The following is a 24,023-nucleotide window of genomic DNA, read 5'->3' on the forward strand; positions in this document are numbered from 1 at the left end:
AATGGCGTGCGCATATTAAATCCCGATTCTAATCTTGTATTTGAAAATGAAGATATCGTATGGATAGTCGGTAACAATAAAAAAATCCCCGACCTCTTAAAGAAAGTATAAATTAATTTTTTGTTTGTTCAATTAAACTACTAGCTTCGTTAAGCCTGAACTCTGCCAAAAAGCAAAGTTCAGGCTCAACAAGCTAAAGAATGAAGATAGACCAGGAAAAGAGTGACTTTTTAGATGAAATGCTTGACCATTGGCAGGACGAGAATCTGCTCACCCTGACCGACATTGAGAAATTAAAAGCAAGCTACGAGACCAAGTCCTTTGACTGGCGTCGTCTTGCCCAGTATTCCTTTTGGGTAGCAATGGCCTGTGGTGTAATTTCCCTTGGTGCCTTATTAATCGACAATAAATTCCTCGACTACTTAAAAAACCTCTACGACACCCCAAAACAGTATCATAGGTTTAATTTCAGCTATAGCTGCGGCGGTCCTATACAAAATAAGTTTTACCCGAAAAAAGACCCTGCCAATGCAGGTATTCAGTAATGATGCCATAATTTTCACGGCCGTCATGTTAACTGCTAATGCTATCGCTTACATGGGGAAAGCCTTTGACAAAGGAGACGGACATTTCTCCGTTCTGATTCTCCTGTCCGTATTTATCTACGGTATATTAGCTTACCTCTTTAAATCACGCCTCATCTGGATCTTCGTTTTGATTTCCCTTGGTGCATGGTTTGGAACCGAGACCGGTTATATGTCCCGTGACAATCTCTATTTCCTGGGTATGAATTACCCCTTACGGTTCGTTGCATTCGGTCTGGCTTTAACCGCAGTTTCCCTCTCCTTAAAAAACGTAAAAGTGTTCAATTACTTTTACGATACCACCTACATCTGCGGGATGATTTATCTTTTCATATCCCTTTGGCTCATTTCCGTATTCGGTAATTTGGAACCCTTGACAAATGGTATGGTATCAAACAAATAAGCCTTTTCTACTGGGCAATTATTTCGGCCGTTGCCTGTGTGACCAGTATCTTCGTTGGGCTGAAATACCGGGATGACATCGCCCGTGAGTTTGGTATTACCTTCCTTTTCATTAACCTCTACACCCGCTACTTCGAGTACTTCTGGGACAGCTGGCACAAGGCTCTATTTTTCAGTGTTCTCGCGGCCTCCTTCTGGCTGATCGGGCGTAAAGCCGAGAAGATCTGGAATGTAGAATTCCTGAAAAAATAGAAGAAAAAAGCGGATAACACCTACGAAAAAGATGACCAGCCTTAATCATAATAAGACATATACGCTACTATTAACATTATGCCTTATACTGTCCCTTTGTATAAAAACAAAAAAAGTAAGCGCACAAAAAACAAATGCAGATAGTTTAAAAGCAGATTTCACAACCTTCAGAAATCTGTTAAAAAAGAGCTACCCATCCCTCTACCGTTATATCTACAAGTAAGTAAGAAAAGATGGATGCTACACTCGATAGCACCTATAACTCCATTAACAATAGCACAACAGACATCGAATTTTACAAGCTACTAAAGAGAACCTTAAGCATCATCAAAGACGGGCACCTCTACTGTAGTCTGCCACCTAAACTCCAAAAACATCGCGAAGAAAAGGCCAGATTCTTTCCCTTACAACTCTACTTCACGGATCAGCACACCTATGCATCTGGCGAAGATAAAGTCATTAATGGCTCAGAGATCATATCCATTAATAATCAGCCAATTGATTTAATCAGAAAGCATACACTTGATTACATCGTATCAGACGGAGATATTCAGACAAAAAAGCTCAGCATACTCAATAACTTCTTTTACTTCTACTACTATCTTTCCAATGGTGAGCAGCCCTCTTACGATGTTAAATTCAAAACCACTGACGGCGCTATACAACAAGTAAAAATAGCAGCAAGAACAGAAAAGGAAATAGTTAAAGGTGAAAACGAAATAACACCATAAAGCATCTTCGACTAAAAATCAGCTCAAACAAGACCGCCATACTCACTATCAAAAGTTTTGAGAAATCCTTACTGGAAACCAACGGAGAGAACTTTCCAGAATTCCTGCACAGATCCTTCGTAACCATACACAAAAAAGGAAAAAAAAAACTAATCATAGATTTGCGTGGAAACGGAGGAGGCAGAGATACCTACGGCCCGTTACTCTACTCCTATTTAGTGCAAAAGCCCTTTCAGTACTACAAGAGTCTAAACACAATAACAACAGAACTCCCCTATCAACAATTCAAGAGTAATACATCCTCCTATAACAATCTAACCAAAGAGATGTTAACCAAGCTTAGCCCAAACAACTACAGACTAAAAAACACAGCCCATCCCAACTTACAAACCATTCAGCCTGCCACAGTCAATTACCAGGGGAAACTATGGTTCTTAATTGATGGCCAATCTTTCTCAACAACAGCAGAATTCTGTGCTATAGCATTCAGTAATAACTTAGGGAAATTTATCGGAGAAGAAACGGGTGGTACCTATGGAGGCAATACATCAGGCGTACAAATCGAGTCCACCTTACCCAACACAAAAATCCAAATCTCATTTGGCACCGTGCAGTATAACATGGCAGTAAGCCCAAAAAGCAATCTAGCCAGAGGAATCATACCCCATTTCAAGATTCAACCTGACATCAGCGACATCATCAATAAAACAGATGTTCAACTAAACTATGCGCTTAAACAATAATCTAATAGCCAACCTAAAAACCAACTAACTAACAATCCAACCGCGTATCATTTTTTCCAATTGTAGCGCATCTCATTATAAAACTATAAAGGTTAGATGTAGAAAATAAAAACAGCAACACCTGTATTTCTGGCATCATTCCTTCTTCAAGGAATGTCGGCCAGTAAATACAGGTGTTGCTGTTTTTATTTCAGATAGACGAGGCTCAGTTTTATAACATGATAAGCGGAAAAGCGAAAGCGCGAAGAAGAGGAGAGCGATGGCCCTATTGACTACATAACTGCTCAAAGCAAACTTTGTTTGAATATACTGTGCGAACCTTGCAAAACCATACAAAGCCACTCCAGCGCCAATTCCCGAACCGATACTGAAAATCGTCAGAGAAACATATCCGATATCGATCCATTCATGAGAAATCAGGTACGTCCCTACAAACAACCAATATGGAATCTGCATCGGATTAAGTACCCCAAGTAACATCCCGTATCTGATACTATCCTTTTTCGAATAATCAGCCTTCGGCATTTCCTTTCTTGATCTCCATGTGATCACCCCTAATACAGTAAACATGACAATCATTACCACATCGATATAATTACCAACTTTGATCTCACTTGACAGCCACTGTACAAATCTCATTACACCAAACGTAAACAGCACTTCAATGCAAGAAAACGCAAGGATAAAATATAAAGCTTGTTTTATTCCTCTGGTAATAGTGATTTGCACAACCGTAAGATTAATGTTTCCAGAGGAATGTAACCTATCGAGTTAAGAATTATTCCAAGGAATAGGGTTAGAAAAAGCATGCGCTAATATAAAGTTTTAATTGATCCGTTTATTCGTAAAAAAGAATAGCCGATGAACATTTCATCAGCTATTCTTCATATAATAACCTAATTATCAGCCAGAGACGGCTTCAAATGTGGCAGTAAATATTTAGCCGTATAAGAATCTTTGGCGTGAACAAGATCTTCAGGTGTTCCTTCGAAAACAATATTCCCACCTTTATCGCCACCTTCCGGGCCAATATCAATTACCCAATCCGCAGATTTGATCATATCCATATTATGTTCAATCACCAGGATCGTATTCCCTTGTTCAATCAGCGTATTTAAAGCAATCAGTAATTTTTTGATATCATGGAAATGCAGCCCAGTAGTTGGTTCATCAAAAATGAACATCGTTTTACTTGCACTATTTCCCTTAATCAGGAATGAAGCCAGTTTAATCCTTTGTGCTTCACCACCAGACAGCGTATTTGACGATTGGCCTAAATGAACATATCCCAAACCAACATCAACCAGCGGCTGTAGCTTATTTAGAATCTTAGGCTCATTTTTAAAGAAATCTACCGCTTCATCAATAGTCAGATCAAGTATATCAGCAACATTTTTATCCTGATAAGTGATATCAAGAATCTGCTGTTTAAACCTGCGGCCTCCGCAAGCTTCACAAGGCAGATAAATATCAGCCATGAACTGCATTTCTATTTTCACTTCACCTTCACCCTGACAAACATCACAGCGTCCGCCTTCCACATTGAAAGAGAAAGCTGCCGGTTTTAAACCAGCCGCTTTAGCAGCAGGTAAAGCCGAGAACAACGCACGCACATCATCCCATGCTTTCACATAAGTCACCGGGTTAGATCTCGAAGAGCGTCCAATAGGATTCTGATCTACCATTTCTACCTGGCTGATCAATTCATAATTGCCAAATATCCCATCATACAATCCTGTTTGTTCCCCGGATAATTACCAATTGCTTTCTGCAGCGCAGGATAAAGTATTTTTTTAATCAGACTTGTTTTACCCGATCCCGAAACACCACTCACAACAGTAAAAACGCCCAACGGGAATTTCACTTCTATATTTTTAAGGTTATTCTCTCTTGCCCCTTTAATCAGAATATGGTCAGCCCATTTTCTGCGTTTTGCAGGGATTACTATATTTTCTTCGCCTGACAGATATTTCCCCGTTAAACTTTTACTATCCTTAATAATCTCTTCATAAGTACCCGTAAACACCAGGTTACCACCTAAAGTACCCGCTTCCGGGCCGATATCTATGATATGATCCGCAGCTCTCATCATTTCTTCCTCATGTTCAACCACGATAACTGTGTTTCCAACATTACGCAAAGACTGTAAAACCTCGATCAGCTTATTTGTATCTCTGGGGTGTAAACCGATACTAGGCTCATCCAATACATAAATAGATCCCACCAGACTACTTCCCAGCGAAGTAGCAGATTTATCCTTTGGGATTCACCACCAGAAAGCGTGTTTGATAACCTGTTCAATGTCAAATATCCCAAACCAACATTGTTCAGATAAAGCACACGGCTAGTAACCTCTGCCAGTAAACGTTTAGATATCTTTTCGTCTGTTTCCGAAAGTTCCAGGTTGTCAAAGAAATCCTGTATAATAGACAGCGGCATTAATACCACATCTACAATAGACTTTCCACCAATCTTCACATAAGAAGCATCTTTACGCAGCCTTGAGCCCTTACAATCCGGGCAGATCGTTTTTCCGCGGTAACGCGACAACATTACCCTGTATTGAATTTTAAAAGTCTGCTCTTCCAATTCCTTGAAAAAGGCATCCAACCCTTCAAAATATTTATTTCCAGTCCAGATTAAACGCTGTTCCTTTTCAGTCAGTTCATTAAATGGTCTGTGAATCGGAAAATCAAATTTCGCTGCATTCTTGATTAACTTATTTAACCATTCACGCATTTTCTCACCGCGCCATGGGGCGATAGCATTATCGTAAAGACTTTTACTTTTATCAGGAACAACCAGATCTTCGTCAATACCAATTACATTTCCATAACCTTCACAACGTTTACATGCACCGTAAGGATTGTTAAAGCTGAAAAAATTAGGTGTTGGCTCTTCAAAACGAATCCCATCCAGTTCAAAGCGATCACAGAAATGAGTGATTTTGCCCTCATGCTCTACATAACAATCACCCTTACCTTCAAAAAATGCAGTCTGAATAGAATCTGCCAATCTGCTCATTGTTTCATCATCCTCATGGAAAACAATACGGTCAATCAGAATCCTGATCGTTTCAGAGTCCTTAAGTTCAGTATCTTTAAACTGCTCATCCTCCAGCACATTCTCAATTTTATGAACAGTATCTCCCAGATAAACTCTCAGAAACCCTTTTTGCAGTAATACAGCAAGTTCTTCCTTAACTGATCTGTTATTGTGCGGATGAAGCGGGCAGAAAATCGTAGCCACACTATCCTCGCCCAGTTTAGACACAAAGTCAACTACCGTACTTACCGTATCTTTTTTAACAATCACTCCCGATTCAGGAGAAATAGTTTTGCCAATTCTGGAAAAAAGCAATTTCAAATAATCATAAATCTCCGTTGAAGTTCCAACAGTAGATCTTGGATTAGACGTAATTACTTTTTGTTCAATAGCAATTGCAGGGGCGATCCCTTTAATGTAATCAACATCTGGTTTGTTCATCCTGCCCATAAACTGGCGGGCATAAGAAGAAAGACTTTCTACGTATCTTCTTTGTCCTTCAGCATAAAGCGTGTCAAAAGCAAGGGAAGATTTCCCTGAACCCGACATTCCAGTGATGACTACCAGTTTATTTTTAGGTATTGCAACATCAATATTTTTGAGGTTATGTACCCTGGCGCCCTTTATAATAATGTTTTTATGTGGATCTTTCTCCGTTTCCTTACTCATTTACTTCCTTATAGGATTTGCTAATATAACCCAAAAAACACAAAATTAGTTTGTGTGGGGAGGATGCAAAAATACGGCTCTTTAAACTAATTTTTTTTTTTTTTACTACTTTTATTCTTGTAATCTGATAAAAAAATGGTTCTTTTGAACTTGTAACACAATCAATTAAATCAACATCTTAAAAAATCATAGGAGAACCACTATAGCAAAAACATCTACTCAATCTTTTTTAGCACAACCAAGCAAGGGAATTTAGTTTAGATAATCCTATGAAGTTACAATCATATAGTGATCAGGAATTAGTGAAGTTATACCTGAAAGGAAATGAGTCAGTTCTCGAAGAACTTTTGAACAGATACAAATCCAAGATATACACTTCCATATATTTATTAGTCAAAGACCAGTACTTAGCAGAAGACATTTTTCAGGATGCCTTCATCAAAGTAATCAATACACTCCGTTCAGGAAGGTACAATGAAGAAGGTAAATTTTTACCCTGGGTGATGCGTATTGCGCACAATTTAGTCATTGATTATTTCAGACGTGAAAAAAACGTGCACCAGTAATAACCAGCGCAGACGGAACGACTGACGTTCTTAATATGCTGCAGATCCATGAAGAGAATGCTGAAGACAAGTTATTAAGAGAGCAAACTCACACCGATCTCAGAGTATTAATCCAGCTTCTTCCGGACGAGCAGAAAGAGGTATTGATCATGCGTCATTATGCAGATCTTAGTTTTAAAGAAATAGCAGATCTTACAGATGTGAGTATTAATACAGCATTAGGCCGGATGAGATATGCGCTGAGCAATCTTCGTAAAATGATGAAAGTGAAGGAAGTAACCTAAATATCGGTTTTATCACTCATTAGAGATATATTTTGATCCCCATAGTGCGCTTGAGTACAAGAGAAACGGACAAAAGGAAAAACAATATGTTCTAATGAAAATAAATGTTGAATTGTTTCGTTAAATTAGAAAACAAAAACAGTTTAATGCTTATGATAACAACCTCTACTCCTATTTCAAATTCCCACTACTTAAATCAGCACGCTGAGAATATAAGTAGTGAGTTTTTCAACGACCTGGATTTAATGTTTTACGAAAGCATTAAATCACAGATGGACTTGTTGAACAAGAACCCAGATGAGGAAACTATTTCCAAAATCCTGGCTTACTCCAAGTCTCTGTAATTGATTTAAAAGATAAAGCTGCCATCAATGGCAGCTTTTTTTGTTTTATCTTTGTCCCATTATGCTCAAAAAAGAAAGATATAAACAATTTGTAGCCTATTTTTCTGCTAAACAGCCTGACGCAGAAACAGAACTCCATTACAACAACCCCTTTCAGCTATTGGTAGCAGTAATTTTATCTGCACAATGCACCGATAAAAGAATTAATCAGGTTACCCCTGCTTTGTTTCAGCGTTTTCCCAATGCAAAGGCACTGTCCGAAGTCACACCCGATATTGTTTTTGATTATATCAGGAGTGTAAGTTATCCGAACAACAAAGCCAAACACCTGGTGGGTATGGCAACATCCTGTTAAATGAATTTAACAATGTTGTACCCTCAGATATTGACCAACTTCAAAAAATGCCGGGAGTTGGCCGTAAAACAGCTAATGTTATAGCCTCAGTAATCTACAATGCTCCAGCCATGGCTGTTGACACCCATGTATTTCGTGTGGCTAACCGTATTGGACTAACCAATGGTAAAACACCCCTTGCCGTAGAAAAAGATCTTGTTAAATATTTACCACAGGAAACTATCCATGTAGCACATCACTGGCTGATCCTTCATGGACGCTATATATGCGTTGCACGCTCTCCAAAATGCAATATTTGTGAAATCACTTCGATCTGCAGATACTATGAAAAACTAAACAAACCGGCTAAAGTTATTAGCCAATCCGAACATTAAATTCAATATTTTTAGATATTTTATTATTAATTGAAAAATATTACTTAATATTGCTAAATAAATTAGTATAATCATTACCACATATAGTTTTAAATATTTTATATTTACGGCCTAATAAATAAGATGATCCCAAACCCAGATAAATTAAAAGCATTACAACTTACATTAGATAAGTTAGAAAAATCTTACGGTAAAGGTGCCGTGATGAAATTAGGTGATACACCTACTGAATCTATTGAGTCTATCTCAACCGGCTCTATCACATTAGATATCGCTTTAGGTATTGGTGGTGTACCAAAAGGACGTGTAATTGAAATTTACGGCCCGGAATCATCAGGTAAAACGACTTTGGCGACTCACATCATTGCTGAAGCACAGAAAAAAGGTGGTGTAGCGGCATTTATTGATGCAGAACATGCTTTCGATAAATTCTACGCAAAAAAACTAGGTGTAGACGTTGACAACCTTTTAATTGCGCAACCAGATAATGGTGAGCAGGCTTTAGAGATTGCAGACAATCTGATCAGATCAGGAGCCATTGATGTAATCGTTATTGACTCTGTTGCAGCTTTAGTACCAAAAGCAGAGATTGAAGGTGAGATGGGTGATTCTAAAATGGGTCTTCAGGCGCGTTTAATGTCACAAGCTCTAAGAAAATTAACAGGAACAATTGCTAAAACAGGATGTTGCTGTATCTTCATCAACCAGTTACGTGAAAAAATTGGTGTGATGTTCGGTAACCCGGAAACAACAACAGGTGGTAACGCTTTGAAATTCTACGCTTCAGTACGTCTTGACATCCGCAGGACTTCACAGATCAAAGATGCCGATGAAGTTTCAGGGAACAGAGTAAAAGTAAAAATCGTTAAAAACAAAGTAGCTCCTCCATTTCGAATTGCTGAGTTCGACATCATGTTTGGTCAGGGAATTTCTAAAGTTGGTGAGATCATCGATTTAGGTGTAGACTTCAATATTGTTAAAAAAGCAGGTTCGTGGTTCTCATACGGTGAAACTAAATTAGGACAAGGAAGAGATGCCGTTAAACAATTACTATTAGACAATCCGGAATTAGCTGATGAAATCGAAAGAAAAATCAGAGAAGAAGTAACTGGTGAGAAACTAGAAGAATTGTTATAATACCTTTTCTAATTCTGATTCAAATAGCTGTATCTAATTACAGCTTCATATAAAAAAAGCGATATGTCCAAACAGGCATATCGCTTTTTCACTTATAAACATCCGTCTGCTTAAATCATCACACAACTTCCTGCAATAACCTTCCCTTCCACTAATACTTTTCCAGACCCTGATATAACGATATTCCCCATCCAGGCTCTCTCCCTCATAGCTTCCCTCTAACGTTATACTAACTGCAACTACAGCAGTATCCCCAATAATATTAATGATCTGATCCTGTGAAGCGATATGATGCACTATCATATCCCCCGAACGATACCCTTCCATTTCTATTTTCTTAGTAATGGTTTGCCCCTTTGGGTTCGTAAAAAGTAAATCTTCGTGAAGCAATAAATCCAATCTCTCTATATCCCTTTCCTTAATAGCCAGCAGAAGCACTTCTTCACATACTACGATCTCAAGTATCTCCTTTGAATTTCCATATCAACAAAAAAAAAAAAATAAAACAATAATCCAAATTAAGAAATCTTACCCACCGAACAAATAAACTAATCATCAATTAAAAAAACAAGCTAACTAAGGCAGCTACCAAGGGTAATCACCAGGCTAAACTACCTAACTAAGGCAATGACCAAGGGTTATCAAAAAAATCTAACAAAGGCAGCTACCAAGGGTAATCACCAGGCTAAACTACCTAACTAAGGCAACGACCAGGGGTTATCAAAAAAATCTAACAAAGGCAGCTACCAAGGGTAATCACCAGGCTAAACAACCTAACTAAGGCAATGACCAAGGGTTATCAAAAAAATCTAACAAAGGCAGCTACCAAGACCACAAACCAATGCAGTCGTTTCTTCCTTAGTCGGTATCCAGTTGGTCTTAGGTTTATCAATCCGGGTTTAAAATTTAGAATTTCACAAAAAAAGCATCTGTATATTTTGACATCAGTTCCATTGAAAAGGGAACGTAGTCAAAATATACAGATGCTTTTTTTGTGAAACCCGAGAAGAAACCTACGGATTCATAAACTTCATATCAACGTTAACCGCTACATAAGCAGCGATAAATATCGCTGCGACTAATACCACAAGACCAATATAATTCTTATTTTTATCCTGTTTAATCATCCAGATCAGCAGTAAAATAAAAGGAATCAGCATCATGCCGAAAAACAGAAAACTCATTGAATTCATAACAAAAATTTAAATATTTAAAACTCCATTCTTGATGCAGGGGCAATATCCTGACCAACAAACTCCTTATTGATAAACTTATAGTGACCAGCAATTGCGATCATTGCAGCATTATCTGTACAGTATTCAAAAGCAGGAACAAAAACATTCCAGCCCAGCTCTTCAGATTTTTCCTGTAAAGCCTTACGCAACCCTGTATTTGCAGAAACACCACCAGCAATTGCAATATCTTTAATATTATACTGTTTCGCTGCTTTTTTCACCTTATTCAACAAGATATGAACGATACTATGTTGTGTAGAAGCAAGCACAGATATCATTTAAATTCTCCTGAATAAAATCAGGGTTCAGCTTTTTTTCCTGTGCTCTGATAAAATATAATATTGCTGTCTTTAGACCACTGAAACTATAATTCAGATCTTTAATCTGAGGTTCAGGAAATTTATAAGCCAGAGGATTTCCCTGCGCAGCATGTAAATCAATCAATGGCCCGCCAGGATAAGGAAGGTTCAAAATCTTGGCAGTTTTATCAAATGCCTCACCTGCCGCATCATCCAGTGATTCACCAACAATCTCCATATCAAAGAAATCTTTCACCAAAACAATCTGTGTATGTCCACCGGAAACCGTCAAACATAAAAACGGAAAAGAAGGCTTAGGGTCTTCTATGAAATGCGCAAGGATATGCGCGTGCATATGATTCACTGCTATAAGCGGTAAATCTAAAGCCAGTGCAAAAGATTTAGCAAATGATACCCCTACCAATAAAGAGCCTAATAATCCGGGCCCCCTGGTAAAAGCTATGGCATTTATATCCTTTTTACTAACTTTAGCATCGATTAATGCCTGTTGAATAACCGGTACAATATTTTGCTGATGAACTCTTGAAGCTAATTCAGGAATTACACCACCATAATTTTGATGAATAGTTTGGTTTGCAATAACATTGGCAGTAATTTTGCCGTTAGTACAAATAGCAACAGAAGTTTCATCACAAGAGGATTCGATAGCAAGTATTACTGACACGTTGATTATTATTAAGCTACAAAACTATCAAAAAACTATTAAAAATACTTCTTTGGTTTATTGCATCGATTCTGCTGCTGCTTGCGATTATCTTATTTTCGCTCCAGTTCCGTCCTGTGCAGACATTTGTGGCGAAAAAAGCAGCGGCTTATCTGTCTAAAGAATTAAATACAACCATTTCTTTACACGGCATTTACGTTAAACCTTTTAAATCTGTAGTGATTGAAGACCTTTTGGTACTCGATCAACAAAAGGATACTCTCTTAAGTACACCTAAATTCATTGTAGATCTCAATCTGCTGTCCTTTGACAGACGGATTATTGACGTGAATACTGTACAGGTAAACAACGGCTCCTTCTTTTTAAAAAAATATAAAGGAAAAGATAAAGGAACAAATCTTGATTTTATCATTGATTACTTTGACTCGGGCACCACAACACCAGTTAAGAAGAAAAAGAAGCCCTATAAAATCACCTTTAACCGGATTATACTCAATAATCTTCAGTTAAAATATAAAAACCTGAATGTTGACACCGTCATCAATGGAGTAAATTTTGAAGATGTTGAACTGACAAGCCTGAACGGGATCTTTGAAAAACTGAATACCGCAGATCATTTACTGCAGGCTGATATAAAAAACCTGACCTTTAAAGAAAAAAGCGGTTTTTATCTTAAGAACCTAACTGCATTTACTACAGTTGACACTAATCGCATTGAGCTTAAAAAACTAACCCTTGTCACCAATAAAAGTCATTTATCAGATTACTTCGAAATGAAGTTCCATGATTATGAAGACTTTAGTGACTATGTCAACAAGGTAAGAATGAAGGCTCATTTCAAAAACAGTCATCTGGAATCAAGAGATGTCGCTTATTTCACTTCAGAGGTTGCAAAAATGAACCTCAATATTGACATTGATGGACAGATTACTGGTCTTGTAAATAACCTGAAAGCAAAAAAGCTCTCCGTAAAAGCTGGTAAGGCAACTTATGTCAAAGGAGACTTCAGTCTTAAAGGCTTACCTAACCTGGATGAAACTTTTATGGAAATGAAAGTTGACATGGCGTCAACCAATAAAAAGGATTTAGATGAGTTAGTAACCAACATTACGGGGAACCATAAAAAAGTAATTCCAGTTATTGTACAGAAGTTCGGAGACATTTATTTCAATGGAAATTTCACTGGTTTCCAGAATGACTTTATTGCCTTTGGTGAGTTTAAAACAAAACTGGGAAGGATTGTTTCGGATGTGAACATGAAGATCAGTAAAAGGGGAGTTCCATCTTATTCTGGAAATGTCAAAACGTACGACTTCAATCTTGGTAATCTGATCGACGAAACCAGTCTTGGAAGAATCACCGCTTCTGTATACGTAAAAGGTAAAGGTACGGAATTGAATAGCCTCACAGAACAGATTAATGGAGATATTAAGTATATAGACTTCAATGATTACCGCTATTCCAATGTTAAAATTGATGGTACTTTTGATAAAAAGTATTTCGACGGTAAGCTGAATATCAATGATAAGAATATACAGCTCGCTTTTGACGGGGGAGTAAACTTAAATCCTAAGCTTCCGGTATTTGATTTTAAAGCATCTATTAAAAAGGCTAAGCTCCGTAACCTGCATTTATTTAAAGATTCGCTGATGGTTGATGCAGACTTCAGCACCAATTTTTCAGGAACCAATCTAAACAATATCCAGGGAAATCTGCTGATTGAAAAGATAAGGCTGAATAATGTAAAAGGGATATACAACATTGATTCAGTCCAGCAGCTGCAGGCCAAAGGAGTCGGAGCAGACAGAACATTAAGAGTCAATTCTGATGTACTTGAAGCAAGTATCCAGGGGCAATATGACCTGAATACCCTGCCCTCTTATTATAAATCATTAGCGAAAACTTATATACCTTCCCTTAAGGCAGACATCGTAAATTTCAAAAATCAGATTTTCAAATTTCAGCTTAAGATTAAACGCTTTGAACCAGTCGCCGAATTAATTGCCCCTGGTCTGGAAATAGAAGATCAGGCTGAATTATATGGTAATTTTGACTCGGAGAAGAAAATAGCTACGCTGAATGGTTTCATTAAAAAACTAAAATATCAAGGTGTCATTGCAAATAATATTATTATTGATGAGAACACAACAACCAATCAGCTACAGGCGATTATCACCTCAGACCGTATAGACCTGAATGATAGTTTGTATATCAAAAACGTCAACATATCAAATGTTCTGCGTAATGACAGTCTTGCACTCAACGTTAAATTATAAAAATGCAGATGACGCGAATCAGCTCGATTTAAACGGCCTGGTTGAATTTGGAAGAGATAGTACACGTATCAGTGTCCTGCCCTCTTTACTTAAGATTAACAGCCAGGACTGGGCAATACAGGATAAAGTAAAAATCAGCTTCAAAGGTGGTAAAACAGAAATCAGTAATTTCGATCTGAGAAATGGAAACCAGCTCTTAACAGTTGATGGCATTTTATCTGAAGACCCAAAAGATGCATTAAAAGTAGGTTTTAAAGCATTCAGTCTAACAACCTTAAACCCTTTCCTTAAAACTGTAGGTGTACAATTATCAGGTAATGTAAATGGAAACACCAAACTTTACGGGCTGCTTAAATCGCCGAAGATAAATGATGATATTAAAATTGACTCCTTAAACTTCAATGACACCTATATAGGCTCACTAACAGATACGTCTTCTTACAATCAGCATACTAATCTTGCTAATGTATTTATGCGGATCAACAGAGACGGAAAGGAAACGCGCTTAAAGTCAATGGAAACCTCGATCTCAAAGAGAAAAACATAGATCTTACAGTAAAAATGGATGAAAGCGAACTAACTGTTCTGTCACCATTTGTAAGCGACCTCGTTTCTAACCTTAAAGGCCATATTTCTACCGATCTAACCATTAAAGGCAGCTTTAAATCTCCAAAAATAGACGGAAGTATTACACTTGATAAAGCACAGCTTACAGTTAATTATTTGCAGACAGCTTATACTATAAGCCATAAAGTGACTGTGGAAAACAGTGTTATAAATGTTGATGATCTCGATTTAAAAGATTCCGGAGGTAACATAGCAACAGCCCACGGTACGGTAGACCTGAACAATATCAACACCCCTACACTCGATATCAACATTAAAGCTAAAGAATTCATGGCTTTAAACACGACAATAAAAGATAACGAACTATACTTTGGTAAAGCTTTCGCTACTGGTACCTTCATCTTCCGCGGGCCAACAAATAAGCTTTTTATTGGTATTGATGCAAAAAAACAGAAAAAGGGACTGTCTTCAATCTCCCTTTAAATAGTTCTGAAACCGTTTCCAGCAAAGACTTTATTACTTTCCTTAATAAGGATACAGCTGCCAACGTTAAAAAAGCAATAAATTTTGATGGTATCACCATGAGTTTTAAACTGCAGGTAGACCCTCAGAGCACCGCTAACCTATTTACCAACCTGGGTAATTTAAGTGGAAAAGGGAATGCAGACCTCAACCTGGAAATCAATAGCCTTGGAGATTTTGAAATGTCCGGAGATTATATTATTGAATCGGGTAGTTTTGATTTTACAGCACAAGAGATCATTAATAAAAAATTCAATATCAGACAAGGTGGTACAATCAGGTGGACGGGTAACCCAACACAAGCTCAAATACAACTTAAGGCTGTCTATGAGCTAAGAGCAGGCCTTTCTGACCTCTATGGTGCTGCTAACAGAGATTTTAGCAGTAACGCTAACCTAAGGGTTCCTGTGGAAGTATAGAAAGAAATGGGATTGAGTGGCCTTTTATTACAGCCAGATATCAAACTGGATCTTTTCTTCCCTTCAAATCCATCCATTAAAGAAGAACTTCAAGCCTATTTCAGTGATCCGAACAATCTGAATCTTCAGGCATTCAGTTTAATTATCAGAAGGAGCTTTGCACCTGGCTCTGGTAAAGAAGATTTAGGTAAACAAGTTACCTCTGGTGTTGCCAGTACAGCAACCGAATTACTTTTCAATCAGTTTAACAATGTACTTTCATCGCTTAACCTCGATTTTGTAGATATCAACATCCGGTCCCTGAGTGAAGCCAGTGCTTCGTTCAAATTCTTTAATAACCGGATAATCGTAAATGCAGGGGTAATAGATAACAGAAGTACGAGTGATTTATCTCCTATCGGATTTTCAAGAAATAGTGTGGGCAGTGAGGTTGAGATTCTTGCACTCATTCGAAAAGACGGTACACTGACTGGTAAACTTGCAAACAAGCCACCTACCCAACAAAGTATTTTTGTAAATACTGGAATAAACCAGAACATGAATGTAACTTCATTCGGACTGATTTATTCACAGCAATTTGATAATTTCAGAGAATTCGTTCAAAAGGTAACCGGAAAATACCGCAAGAACCTAAAGAAAAAACTGGACGACTCACATTCACATAAAAACACTAAACAGTCTGTCAATAAGGATGTGGTCACTGAAGAACAAAAGAGGTTACTACAAAATGTAACGCCCCCTAGCCCTTCATTATAGTATGGCCCATTTTATCTCTTTTAGTTTTCAGGTAAGTTTCGTTATGAGAATTACTTAATATCTCGATCGGGATATTTTCTACAACTTCCAGACCATAGCCAATCAGTCCTGCCCTTTTAGTTGGGTTATTAGACATTAGACGCATTTTTCTGACACCTTGTGCTCTTAAAATCTGTGCACCTACACCGTAATCGCGTTCATCACCTTTAAAGCCCAATTTTATATTTGCTTCAACGTATATCAAAACCAGCATCCTGAAGGTTATAAGACAATAACTTATTCACAAGACCAATACCGCGGCCTTCCTGATTCATATAAACAACAATTCCTTTACCTTCTTTTTCAATCATTTGTAAAGCTTTATGAAGCTGAGGGCCACAATCGCATCTGCATGAGCCAAAAATATCACCAGTCACACACGAACTGTGTACTCTAACCAATATAGCTTCATCCGCAGTCCACTCCCCTTTGCTTAAAGCAAGATGGGTTGCATTGTTTTCCAGCTGTGTATAAGCTGTCATTTTGAAATCACCCCATTCTGTAGGGAGGTTAATCGTAACCTCTTCTTTAATCAGGCTATCATTTTTCAGGCGATAAGCAATCAGGTCTTTAATAGAAATTATTTTCAGCTGATGCTGTGCGGCGATTTTGATCAGATCCGGCAGTCTTGCCATCTCTCCATCTTCCTTCATAATCTCTACAAGGACTCCTGCTGGCACCATTCCAGCCAGCCTGGCCAAATCCACTGCTGCTGCTTCTGTATGGCCCGCACGTCTAAGCACACCGCCATCCTTAGCACGTAAAGGAAATATATGACCTGGTCTGCCCAGTTCATCAGGATTAGTATCCGGATTGATTAGTGCCTGTATAGTTTTAGAACGGTCTGATGCAGAAATACCTGTAGTACAACCATGACCTATCAGATCCACAGAAACAGTAAAGTTCGTTTCATAAGCCGCAGTATTTTTACCTACCATCAGCTCAAGGTTCAATTCATCGCATCTTTCTTCAGTAATTGCAGCGCAGATAAGACCTCTTCCATGAGTGGCCATAAAGTTGATTACTTCGGGGGTTGCATTTGCAGCAGCAGTAAGGAAGTCACCCTCATTTTCACGATCTTCATCGTCTACAACAATTACAACTTTACCGGCTTTTATATCTGCAACAGCATCTTCTATTGCGTTCAGTTTAATTTCCATTTTTGTCAAACTACTTAAACAAAGGATATATCATTAAATCCAGTTTAAGATCATAAAAACAAAGTTACAACCTTCCCCGGAGAATATATATTTAAAATATCATCGTTAAGTAAGTTGTGTTTAATGGAAGCTGAATTCAGAAATTATTACTTTTGGGGAGTTTTTTTCTTCTTGAATAAACCTGTGATCAGCTGCTTATAATAAGTAATATCAAAGAGTGCCGAATCGACCGTAGCTTTGTAGGTTAAAAATGCCCCGACGGGAGACAACACAATAATTGCCATCCAGATCCCTACTACAGGATTGATGTTTCCCTGATTTGCAGACTTCTCCGATACGGTAGATATAATATGGTAGAACAGGAAGAAAATAATAGCCATGACCACTGGCAAGCCAAGTCCGCCTTTCCTGATAATTGCGCCCAGAGGTGCACCGATAAAGAATAACATCAGACAGGAAACAGCAAGGGTAAATTTACGCTGATATTCTACTCTGATCCTGATCAGAGTAACGACTCTGTCTTCGTGGTCCGGTATTCTGCCTTCGACGGTTTGTTTAATGGAGTTAGCCTGATCCAGCGCAGCCTGAATAGTATTTACCCTTTTATCCACCGGAATATTATTCAGAATGGCTGCGTCAATTTTAACGGGTGTAACTTTACGTTTTGTATATCCTTTAGTATAGTTATTCTGCTTATAATAACTGCTTACCGTAGACCTCGCATAGCGATTTACACTATCCAGCTCTTTAGTCAAAGAATCTCCTTTATGAGTTAGCCCCTTAAGGTTGAGCATCTGGTTATTTGACCTGAAACTATTTTCATCAGTCCTGTTCATTTTGAAACTGGACAGATCAAACTTCTGCTCAGTTTGCCCAAAACGCATTCGGGTTAACTGCTGTCTTGGATCATAGCCCGAATTCTGTCCGCTTGCCTCTTCGTATCTTACACCATCATTCAGCTTTAAGATCAGGTATTGTTTATCTTTAGTGGTGTTCATCGTACCATCTTTAGCCACGATAATTTTCGCAACCCCGTTATTCCCGGTATGGTCATAAATCATTATCCCTTTTAAGGAAACACCATCTTTTCCTTTCTCATCCACACGGATTGAATATCCAGGAATACTATTATTAAATACACCTTCCTTAATCAGAAAAGAGAGTTTTTTATTTCGTACATCCCATAACAGAGAGCCAAATTTAAGATTGGCTTTGGGCAGCATATATTCTGAGAACAGAAAAGAAGAAAAAGCTATCCCAACAATCAGTACCAGTAAAGGGCGCATAGCCTTTTGCAGGGATATCCCTGCCGACTTTATTGCGACAAGCTCATAGTTCTCCCCTAACGTCCCGAAGGTCATAATAGAAGACAGTAATATCGCCAGTGGCAAAGCCATGGATACATTCGCGGCAGAAGCATAAAACATCAGCTCTACGATTGTGTACCATTCAAATCCTTTTCCTATGAGATCGTCAACGTATTTGAACAGGAAAAACATCAGCAAAATAAACATCACAATAAAAAATGTGACGATAAATGGTCTTATGAATGTTAAGAAGCAGTATATGGATCTTTTTCAATGTACAAATGTAGGCAATGCAACTGAAATACTATGCACCAATTACAATACTATGCACCGATTACAATACTATGCACCGATTACGCTATGCAGGTAAGTAATCTGGTTATCCCAAATCTGTGTTCTTTCTTTAAGTGTTTCTTCAGTCGCGAAATCAGTAATTGACAAGGCGACATCATTTGTCAGTTCATCCTGTACAATTTCCATTTCAAAATAGCAGTGTGGTTCGTCGTCAATCCATTTGAACTTAACCATCTTATTCTCTTTAAAACTTAACATTTTCGCTTTTTGGACTTCATCATCCCAAGTGAAAGTATATACCTGATCACGGAAAAAACAACATCATCAGCAAACCATTGGGACAAGCCGTTTGGCTCACTTATAAAACTAAACAAAATACGCGGAGACGATTTCAACTCATATTCTAGGGTAAATTTTTTCTTTTCTGACATCTTAAATCGCTTTATATCTTGTTGTTTGTAAATTATTTTTATTTTTTTTCCTAAAGAAAAGTATTTTATTCTATATTTGCAACTCTTAAAAAATAAGAAGCCCACGGCGGGGTAGCTCAGATGGTTAGAGCGCAGGATTCATAACCCTGAGGTCGGCAGTTCGATCCTGCTCCCCGCTACTTGATAATCAAACCTTTAGATGAAACACTCTAGAGGTTTTTTTATGTCCGAACGTTTCTTATCAAGGCTCTTATTCGAATTATCAACGAATATGCCCCTATTTCAAATATAGTATAATAACTCAGAAACAAGCAGAATAAACATATTCCGATATATTTAGTTGCCCGAGTAATTGAAACCAGCAAAAAACGGGTTCGTATCTGGTTATTGATTTCGTATTTTTGAGTCTGATTTCACATTATGGAAACACAACAGGATTTATCAAATGAAACCAATCTGATCAATACCAGGGAAATCTCTACCCCTTTGGGCCCGATGCTTGCCGGCGCTACATCATCAGAAGGTGTTTGTATATTGGAATTCATTAACCGGGTTAAATTAGAAAAAGAGATCATTGATCTACAGAAATTGCTTCATGCAGTTATGTTACCGGGACAGAATCCACATTTAAATCAATTGGAAAATGAACTGGCAGAATATTTTGAAGGAAAGCGAAAGGTATTTTCAGTTCCTCTGCATACACCGGGCAACGAATTTTCACAAACAGTCTGGAGAACACTGCAGGAAATCCCATACGGACAAACATGTTCTTATAAACAGCAAGCTGACAGAATGAATAATCCAAAAGCCATCCGTGCAATTGCATCTACAAATGGCCGGAACCGCTTAGCGATAGTCATCCCATGTCATCGCGTAATTGGCAGTGATGGAACCATGACCGGATATGCTGCTGGAGTAGAAAAGAAAAAATGGCTGCTCAGATTCGAAAGAAGCAATTCCGAAATACCAGCAGATAGTTTATTTTAGTCAAATGAGAAGAATATTATTAATTGCAGGATTTCTGATGGCAGTGCAGTGATTACGACATCCGCTCAAAACAGGCATATTTCAAGCAATAATATACAGACTCAGCCTGACTTAAAACAACTTTCTCTTTGGGGAAACACCATTCCGGATGGCCCCGGCCCGCAGGGAGCAAAAAAAAAAACAACAGCCTCTGGCTCTGTAACCGACGTATCAAATCCACGGCTAATCATCCATAAACCGATTAAACCTAATGGAACTGCAATCCTGGTAATTAGCGGTGGTGGTTATGCACATATTGAAATGGGAAAAGAAAGTACCCCAGTAGCAAACTGGCTGCAATCACAAGGTATAACTGCCTTTGAACTCGTTTACAGACTACCACAGGAAGGCTGGAAAACAACTGATGTCCCTTTTCAGGATGCACAGTGTGCGATGAGGATCATCCGCAGTCTAGCTGTACAATATAGAATAAACCCCAACAAAATTGGCATATTAGGTTTCTCAGCAGGAGGCCATCTGGCCGGAATGACAGCAGCACAGCCTGATAAAAAAAAATCTACAAACCTATTGATACAACAGAAGCTTTATCGGCAAGACCAAATTTTGCAGGACTTATTTATCCCGTAATTACGATGCTCCCCCCTTTCAACAAAACACATGCTAAAAAGAGCATTCTTGGAAAAAACCCCACCAAAACACAAGAAGAAGCATATTCAGTAGAATTGCAAGTTAACAATAACACGCCTGCAACCTTTCTGGCACAAGCTATTGATGATCCTATATCGCCAACAAACAATTCGTACTTAATGAATGCTGCATTACAGAAAGCTGGCGTACCAGTCGAAATGCACATTTTTCAAACAGGTGGGCATGGCTGGGGAATGGGGAAAAAGAATTCACCAGTTGCAGCATGGCCTGCCCTTTTTGAATCCTGGGCAAAAGCTAATGGATTTTGGAAATAGCTCTGTTTGCATTACCCCAATCCTCAATACTTTTTATAATTGGCAATAAACTTAAACCCGTTTCAGTCAGACTGTACTCTACTTTAAGCGGTAGCCCCGGGTAAATTTTCTTTGAAATTATCCCGTATCCTTCCAACTCATTCAAATGCATATTAATAACCCTTGGGCTTGCAGCATCTATTGAGCGATGTAACTCGCTTGGCCGTTTGATCCCTTTATCTAAACAATCCATAATACAGGCTTTCCATTTACCACCAATTACCTTCATCGTGATGATGATCCCGCATTCCAGATCTTCAGGGATTTTTTTCTCGTACATAATCCAAATTTTAACTAAGGTAATAAAGTCCTTACCAAAAGGTAGGGAAAAATTATTCCCCGCCTGAATCTTTTTTCCCTTATTGACAGCCAGTTATATTGTATTGAAGTTTGTATAGACATTAAATCAGAAAATAAACATGGAAACTATAAACAACTCTTCAAACAAAATCACAATAATAGGGCTGGGATCAATGGGATCGACCATAGCCAGCCTGTATCTGCAACATAAATATGAGGTTACTGTTTGGAACCGAAATGCAGAAAAAGCAAAACAACTTGTCCAGAATGGTGCTGTTTTAGCTAAAGACATTGTTGAAGCTGTAAAAGCCAGCCCCATAGTAATCATTTGTGTTTACGACTACAAAGCCACTCACGAAATCTTTATCCATGACGAAATAGCCTCAGCATTAACAGGAAAAACAGTTATCCAGCTTACCACCGGCAGCCCAAAAGACGCTACTGATTCAGAAAGCTGGTTCAATGAATATGGAGCTGAATATCTTGACGGCGCAATCCAGGTAGCCCCGGAACAAATGGCACAATCAGATACCACGATTCTTTTATCCGGTTCAACCGAAATATACACCCAAAATAAAACGCTGCTGGAAATTCTTGGTGGAAATATAACCTATCTGGGAAACACTATTTCTTCGGCCGCTGCTATGGATTTAGCTACTTTATCTTATGTATATGGTTCAATATTTGGATTTTTACATGGTGTACTTATCGCAGAAACCAATCAATTAGATGTAAACGTCTTTAGTTAATATTGTTTCCAAAATGGCTCCCAGCCTGGGCCAGTTTTTACAGCATGAGGGAAATGTGATTCAAAAAGATGATTTCACAATTTCCCAAAGTCCGCTTGCAATTTCAATAGAAGCGATTGACCGCATACTGACATCAGCACAACAAGCCAAAATCAATACTGCATTTCCGGAATTTGCCTCTGCCCTTCTTGCAAAGGCACAAAATGAAGGCTATGCCAATCAGGAATTAGCTTCACTCATTAAAGTACTCCGTCAAAATGAAACAACGGTTTCTCTGGATCTTATTTAAAATCCATCAGCTAAAAAACATAAGACCCAGCTTATAAATTACGGGGCAATAATAGTAAAGAGGTAAACCGCAAAAATCACCAGTAATACTATGCCCTGTAATATATTAGTCCGTCCGGTAGCCAGCGAAAGCATAATTGTAAACTGTGCCAGTAACAACAATACAGTTGCTTTCATATCAATTCCTAAAGTAATACTCATACCCGTTACAATGGATACAATAGCAACAGCGGGAATTGTTAACCCTATACTCGCCAGTGCAGAACCAAGAGCCAGGTTAAGACTGGTTTGTAACCGGTTCTTTTTAGCTGCACGATAAGCAGCAAGTCCTTCCGGCAATAAAACAACGGCAGCAATGATTACCCCTACTAAAGACTTTGGAGCACCCATATTGATGACCGTATTTTCTATATCAGGTGCCAGTGCTTTAGCCAGTAATACAACAATACCCAAACATAAAACCAATAAAATGGCACTCATTAATGCAACTTTGCCCGTTGGCGGATCAGCATGAATATCCTCATTTCCATCTTCAGCCTCAGGAGGTAAAAAATAATCACGGTGTCTGACCGCCTGAACCATTACGAAAGAGCCATATAAAACCAGACAGACTACAGCAACAAAGATCAGCTGAACCTGGGTATATTGAGGCCCGGGGCGGCTTGTTGTATAATTAGGAAGAATTAAAGTAAGTACCATTATCGCTGTCAGTGTAACCAGTGCTGCACTTACCCCCGGCAAACTAAATACCTGCTCTTTAAATTTAGCTCCTCCGACAAGCAGGCTTAGCCCAACAATTCCTGTTAAAATAATCATCACAGCTGCAAGCACCGTGTCCCTTGCAAGTGCAGCCACATCCGGCCCGCCGGTTAGCATCAGCGATACGATCAGCGCAACCTCTATAATAGTTATAGCAAGTGCAAGTAATAAAGTACCAAAGGGTTCACCAACCCGGTGTGCAACAACTTCTGCATGATGCACGGCTGCAAGGACTCCACCAATTAGTACAGCGGCAAGGAAAAAAGTGTAGAGTATCCCAAGATCCAGAGAAATCCCAAAATAAGCCAGCCAGGCTAACACAGGCGTTACTATTGTCCATAATGGCAGTGGTAGTTTCTGTTTCATAAGGATTCTTGTCTAGGATGTAATTGTAAGAACACAAATAAAGCAATTATGATGCTAGATAAATAGCCAGACAATTGTTTACATATACTTAACAAAA

Annotated in this window: 21 protein-coding genes, 1 tRNA gene and 7 pseudogenes; 19 read left to right on the plus strand and 10 right to left on the minus strand. The window is 38.4% G+C overall.

The genetic code is table 11. The features are described 5' to 3' along the window. Positions 1-6 precede the first annotated feature (6 nt). The 6 genes from ACWYN3_RS22970 to ACWYN3_RS22995 all read left to right on the plus strand — a co-directional run bounded on the left by ACWYN3_RS22970 (position 7) and on the right by ACWYN3_RS22995 (position 2,712). Entirely contained in the window at positions 7-111 is a 105-nt protein-coding gene (locus ACWYN3_RS22970; protein WP_456216505.1) for a hypothetical protein, read from the plus strand. 89 nt (positions 112-200) lie between these two features. Continuing rightward, positions 201-545: a hypothetical protein gene (locus ACWYN3_RS22975; RefSeq protein WP_456216506.1), complete on the plus strand. Its 345-nt coding sequence runs from the start codon at positions 201-203 to the stop codon at positions 543-545. Then, on the plus strand, positions 529-987 hold the full coding sequence (locus tag ACWYN3_RS22980) for a hypothetical protein (protein WP_456216507.1): 459 nt from the start codon (positions 529-531) through the stop codon (positions 985-987). Before ACWYN3_RS22975 ends, ACWYN3_RS22980 begins: the two co-directional genes overlap by 17 nt. 38 nt (positions 988-1,025) lie before the next feature. Beyond that, positions 1,026-1,238, plus strand: coding sequence for a hypothetical protein (locus tag ACWYN3_RS22985; protein WP_456216508.1), 213 nt, complete (start codon positions 1,026-1,028; stop codon positions 1,236-1,238). A gap of 233 nt (positions 1,239-1,471) precedes the next feature. Then, complete coding sequence (locus ACWYN3_RS22990) at positions 1,472-1,969, plus strand: hypothetical protein (protein ID WP_456216509.1); 498 nt, start codon at positions 1,472-1,474, stop codon at positions 1,967-1,969. A 38-nt stretch (positions 1,970-2,007) separates the two neighbouring features. After that, positions 2,008-2,712 (plus strand): S41 family peptidase, encoded by a 705-nt coding sequence (locus ACWYN3_RS22995; protein WP_456223121.1) that lies wholly within the window; start codon positions 2,008-2,010, stop codon positions 2,710-2,712. Between the two features lie 135 nt (positions 2,713-2,847). On the opposite strand, the gene ACWYN3_RS23000 is transcribed toward ACWYN3_RS22995, so the two are convergent. Beyond that, positions 2,848-3,441, minus strand: coding sequence for a LysE family transporter (locus ACWYN3_RS23000; protein ID WP_456216510.1), 594 nt, complete (start codon positions 3,439-3,441; stop codon positions 2,848-2,850). Positions 3,442-3,608: 167 nt separating this feature from the next. After that, positions 3,609-6,426 (minus strand): annotated as a pseudogene (uvrA, locus tag ACWYN3_RS23005) (excinuclease ABC subunit UvrA). A gap of 269 nt (positions 6,427-6,695) precedes the next feature. Here uvrA and ACWYN3_RS23010 point away from each other — a divergent pair. From ACWYN3_RS23010 to recA, 3 genes and pseudogenes are all read left to right on the plus strand, one after another. Beyond that, positions 6,696-7,276: pseudogene (locus ACWYN3_RS23010) on the plus strand (RNA polymerase sigma factor). A gap of 405 nt (positions 7,277-7,681) precedes the next feature. Further along, positions 7,682-8,349: pseudogene (gene nth, locus ACWYN3_RS23015) on the plus strand (endonuclease III). Between the two features lie 123 nt (positions 8,350-8,472). After that, entirely contained in the window at positions 8,473-9,486 is a 1,014-nt protein-coding gene (gene recA, locus ACWYN3_RS23020; RefSeq protein ID WP_183868471.1) for a recombinase RecA, read from the plus strand. 45 nt (positions 9,487-9,531) lie between these two features. Here the strand turns inward: recA and ACWYN3_RS23025 are convergent, their stop codons facing one another. From ACWYN3_RS23025 to tsaD, 3 genes and pseudogenes are all read right to left on the minus strand, one after another. Next, positions 9,532-9,924, minus strand: coding sequence for a nuclear transport factor 2 family protein (locus ACWYN3_RS23025; protein WP_456216511.1), 393 nt, complete (start codon positions 9,922-9,924; stop codon positions 9,532-9,534). Between the two features lie 575 nt (positions 9,925-10,499). Continuing rightward, positions 10,500-10,679 carry a hypothetical protein gene (locus ACWYN3_RS23030; RefSeq protein WP_183885638.1) on the minus strand — a complete coding sequence of 60 codons (180 nt, stop codon included), beginning with the start codon at positions 10,677-10,679 and terminating at the stop codon, positions 10,500-10,502. Positions 10,680-10,696: 17 nt separating this feature from the next. Further along, positions 10,697-11,705: pseudogene (gene tsaD / locus ACWYN3_RS23035) on the minus strand (tRNA (adenosine(37)-N6)-threonylcarbamoyltransferase complex transferase subunit TsaD). A 128-nt stretch (positions 11,706-11,833) separates the two neighbouring features. Here tsaD and ACWYN3_RS23040 point away from each other — a divergent pair. The 4 genes and pseudogenes from ACWYN3_RS23040 to ACWYN3_RS23055 all read left to right on the plus strand — a co-directional run. Continuing rightward, the gene (locus ACWYN3_RS23040; protein ID WP_456216512.1) at positions 11,834-13,981 is read left to right on the plus strand and encodes a hypothetical protein; all 2,148 of its coding nucleotides are present in this window, start codon (positions 11,834-11,836) and stop codon (positions 13,979-13,981) included. After that, entirely contained in the window at positions 13,950-14,528 is a 579-nt protein-coding gene (locus ACWYN3_RS23045; protein WP_456216513.1) for a hypothetical protein, read from the plus strand. Before ACWYN3_RS23040 ends, ACWYN3_RS23045 begins: the two co-directional genes overlap by 32 nt. Next, positions 14,525-15,031, plus strand: coding sequence for a translocation/assembly module TamB domain-containing protein (locus ACWYN3_RS23050; RefSeq protein WP_456223122.1), 507 nt, complete (start codon positions 14,525-14,527; stop codon positions 15,029-15,031). Before ACWYN3_RS23045 ends, ACWYN3_RS23050 begins: the two co-directional genes overlap by 4 nt. 26 nt (positions 15,032-15,057) lie before the next feature. After that, a pseudogene (locus tag ACWYN3_RS23055) lies at positions 15,058-16,245 on the plus strand (translocation/assembly module TamB domain-containing protein); the annotation flags it as partial. Here the strand turns inward: ACWYN3_RS23055 and ACWYN3_RS23060 are convergent. From ACWYN3_RS23060 to ACWYN3_RS23070, 3 genes and pseudogenes are all read right to left on the minus strand, one after another. After that, a pseudogene (locus tag ACWYN3_RS23060) lies at positions 16,229-17,444 on the minus strand (bifunctional 3,4-dihydroxy-2-butanone-4-phosphate synthase/GTP cyclohydrolase II). The pseudogenes ACWYN3_RS23055 and ACWYN3_RS23060 sit on opposite strands and share 17 nt — an antisense overlap. A 146-nt stretch (positions 17,445-17,590) precedes the next feature. Continuing rightward, entirely contained in the window at positions 17,591-18,958 is a 1,368-nt protein-coding gene (locus tag ACWYN3_RS23065) for an LptF/LptG family permease (protein ID WP_456216514.1), read from the minus strand. 135 nt (positions 18,959-19,093) lie between these two features. After that, positions 19,094-19,476 (minus strand): annotated as a pseudogene (locus ACWYN3_RS23070) (START-like domain-containing protein). Positions 19,477-19,581: 105 nt separating this feature from the next. On the opposite strand from ACWYN3_RS23070, the gene ACWYN3_RS23075 reads away from it, so the two are divergent. The 4 genes from ACWYN3_RS23075 (at position 19,582) to ACWYN3_RS23090 (ending at position 21,425) form a co-directional block, all read left to right on the plus strand. Then, positions 19,582-19,655, plus strand: a tRNA-Met gene (locus tag ACWYN3_RS23075). A 241-nt stretch (positions 19,656-19,896) separates the two neighbouring features. After that, positions 19,897-20,463, plus strand: coding sequence for a methylated-DNA--[protein]-cysteine S-methyltransferase (locus ACWYN3_RS23080; protein WP_456216515.1), 567 nt, complete (start codon positions 19,897-19,899; stop codon positions 20,461-20,463). Positions 20,464-20,511: 48 nt separating this feature from the next. Beyond that, positions 20,512-21,090 carry an alpha/beta hydrolase gene (locus ACWYN3_RS23085; protein WP_456216516.1) on the plus strand — a complete coding sequence of 193 codons (579 nt, stop codon included), beginning with the start codon at positions 20,512-20,514 and terminating at the stop codon, positions 21,088-21,090. Between the two features lie 5 nt (positions 21,091-21,095). Then, the gene (locus tag ACWYN3_RS23090; protein WP_456216517.1) at positions 21,096-21,425 is read left to right on the plus strand and encodes an alpha/beta hydrolase; all 330 of its coding nucleotides are present in this window, start codon (positions 21,096-21,098) and stop codon (positions 21,423-21,425) included. On the opposite strand, the gene ACWYN3_RS23095 is transcribed toward ACWYN3_RS23090, so the two are convergent. Next, positions 21,406-21,744 (minus strand): winged helix-turn-helix transcriptional regulator, encoded by a 339-nt coding sequence (locus ACWYN3_RS23095; protein WP_456216518.1) that lies wholly within the window; start codon positions 21,742-21,744, stop codon positions 21,406-21,408. The genes ACWYN3_RS23090 and ACWYN3_RS23095 overlap by 20 nt on opposite strands. 139 nt (positions 21,745-21,883) lie before the next feature. Here ACWYN3_RS23095 and ACWYN3_RS23100 point away from each other — a divergent pair, with 139 nt between their 5' ends. Together ACWYN3_RS23100 and ACWYN3_RS23105 are read left to right on the plus strand one after the other, a co-directional pair. Further along, complete coding sequence (locus ACWYN3_RS23100) at positions 21,884-22,513, plus strand: NAD(P)-dependent oxidoreductase (RefSeq protein WP_456216519.1); 630 nt, start codon at positions 21,884-21,886, stop codon at positions 22,511-22,513. A 13-nt stretch (positions 22,514-22,526) separates the two neighbouring features. Beyond that, entirely contained in the window at positions 22,527-22,802 is a 276-nt protein-coding gene (locus ACWYN3_RS23105) for an imine reductase family protein (RefSeq protein WP_456216520.1), read from the plus strand. Between the two features lie 38 nt (positions 22,803-22,840). Here the strand turns inward: ACWYN3_RS23105 and ACWYN3_RS23110 are convergent, their stop codons facing one another. Continuing rightward, on the minus strand, positions 22,841-23,926 hold the full coding sequence (locus ACWYN3_RS23110; protein ID WP_456216521.1) for a calcium:proton antiporter: 1,086 nt from the start codon (positions 23,924-23,926) through the stop codon (positions 22,841-22,843). Between the last annotated feature and the right edge of the window lie 97 nt (positions 23,927-24,023).

It is taken from the genome of Pedobacter sp. NJ-S-72 (genome assembly GCF_053890575.1).

Excerpts from the sequence above, each read along its gene's own strand:
- ACWYN3_RS22975 (WP_456216506.1), top strand. The coding sequence starts at position 201 with ATGAAGATAGACCAGGAAAAGAGTGACTTTTTAGATGAAATGCTTGAC.
- ACWYN3_RS22980 (WP_456216507.1), top strand. The coding sequence starts at position 529 with ATGCAGGTATTCAGTAATGATGCCATAATTTTCACGGCCGTCATGTTA.
- ACWYN3_RS22990 (WP_456216509.1), top strand. The coding sequence starts at position 1,472 with ATGGATGCTACACTCGATAGCACCTATAACTCCATTAACAATAGCACA.
- recA (WP_183868471.1), top strand. The coding sequence starts at position 8,473 with ATGATCCCAAACCCAGATAAATTAAAAGCATTACAACTTACATTAGAT.
- ACWYN3_RS23030 (WP_183885638.1), bottom strand. The coding sequence starts at position 10,679 with ATGAATTCAATGAGTTTTCTGTTTTTCGGCATGATGCTGATTCCTTTT.
- ACWYN3_RS23045 (WP_456216513.1), top strand. The coding sequence starts at position 13,950 with ATGACAGTCTTGCACTCAACGTTAAATTATAAAAATGCAGATGACGCG.
- ACWYN3_RS23065 (WP_456216514.1), bottom strand. The coding sequence starts at position 18,958 with ATGTTTATTTTGCTGATGTTTTTCCTGTTCAAATACGTTGACGATCTC.
- ACWYN3_RS23080 (WP_456216515.1), top strand. The coding sequence starts at position 19,897 with ATGGAAACACAACAGGATTTATCAAATGAAACCAATCTGATCAATACC.
- ACWYN3_RS23090 (WP_456216517.1), top strand. The coding sequence starts at position 21,096 with ATGCTCCCCCCTTTCAACAAAACACATGCTAAAAAGAGCATTCTTGGA.
- ACWYN3_RS23095 (WP_456216518.1), bottom strand. The coding sequence starts at position 21,744 with ATGTACGAGAAAAAAATCCCTGAAGATCTGGAATGCGGGATCATCATC.
- ACWYN3_RS23100 (WP_456216519.1), top strand. The coding sequence starts at position 21,884 with ATGGAAACTATAAACAACTCTTCAAACAAAATCACAATAATAGGGCTG.
- ACWYN3_RS23105 (WP_456216520.1), top strand. The coding sequence starts at position 22,527 with ATGGCTCCCAGCCTGGGCCAGTTTTTACAGCATGAGGGAAATGTGATT.
- ACWYN3_RS23110 (WP_456216521.1), bottom strand. The coding sequence starts at position 23,926 with ATGAAACAGAAACTACCACTGCCATTATGGACAATAGTAACGCCTGTG.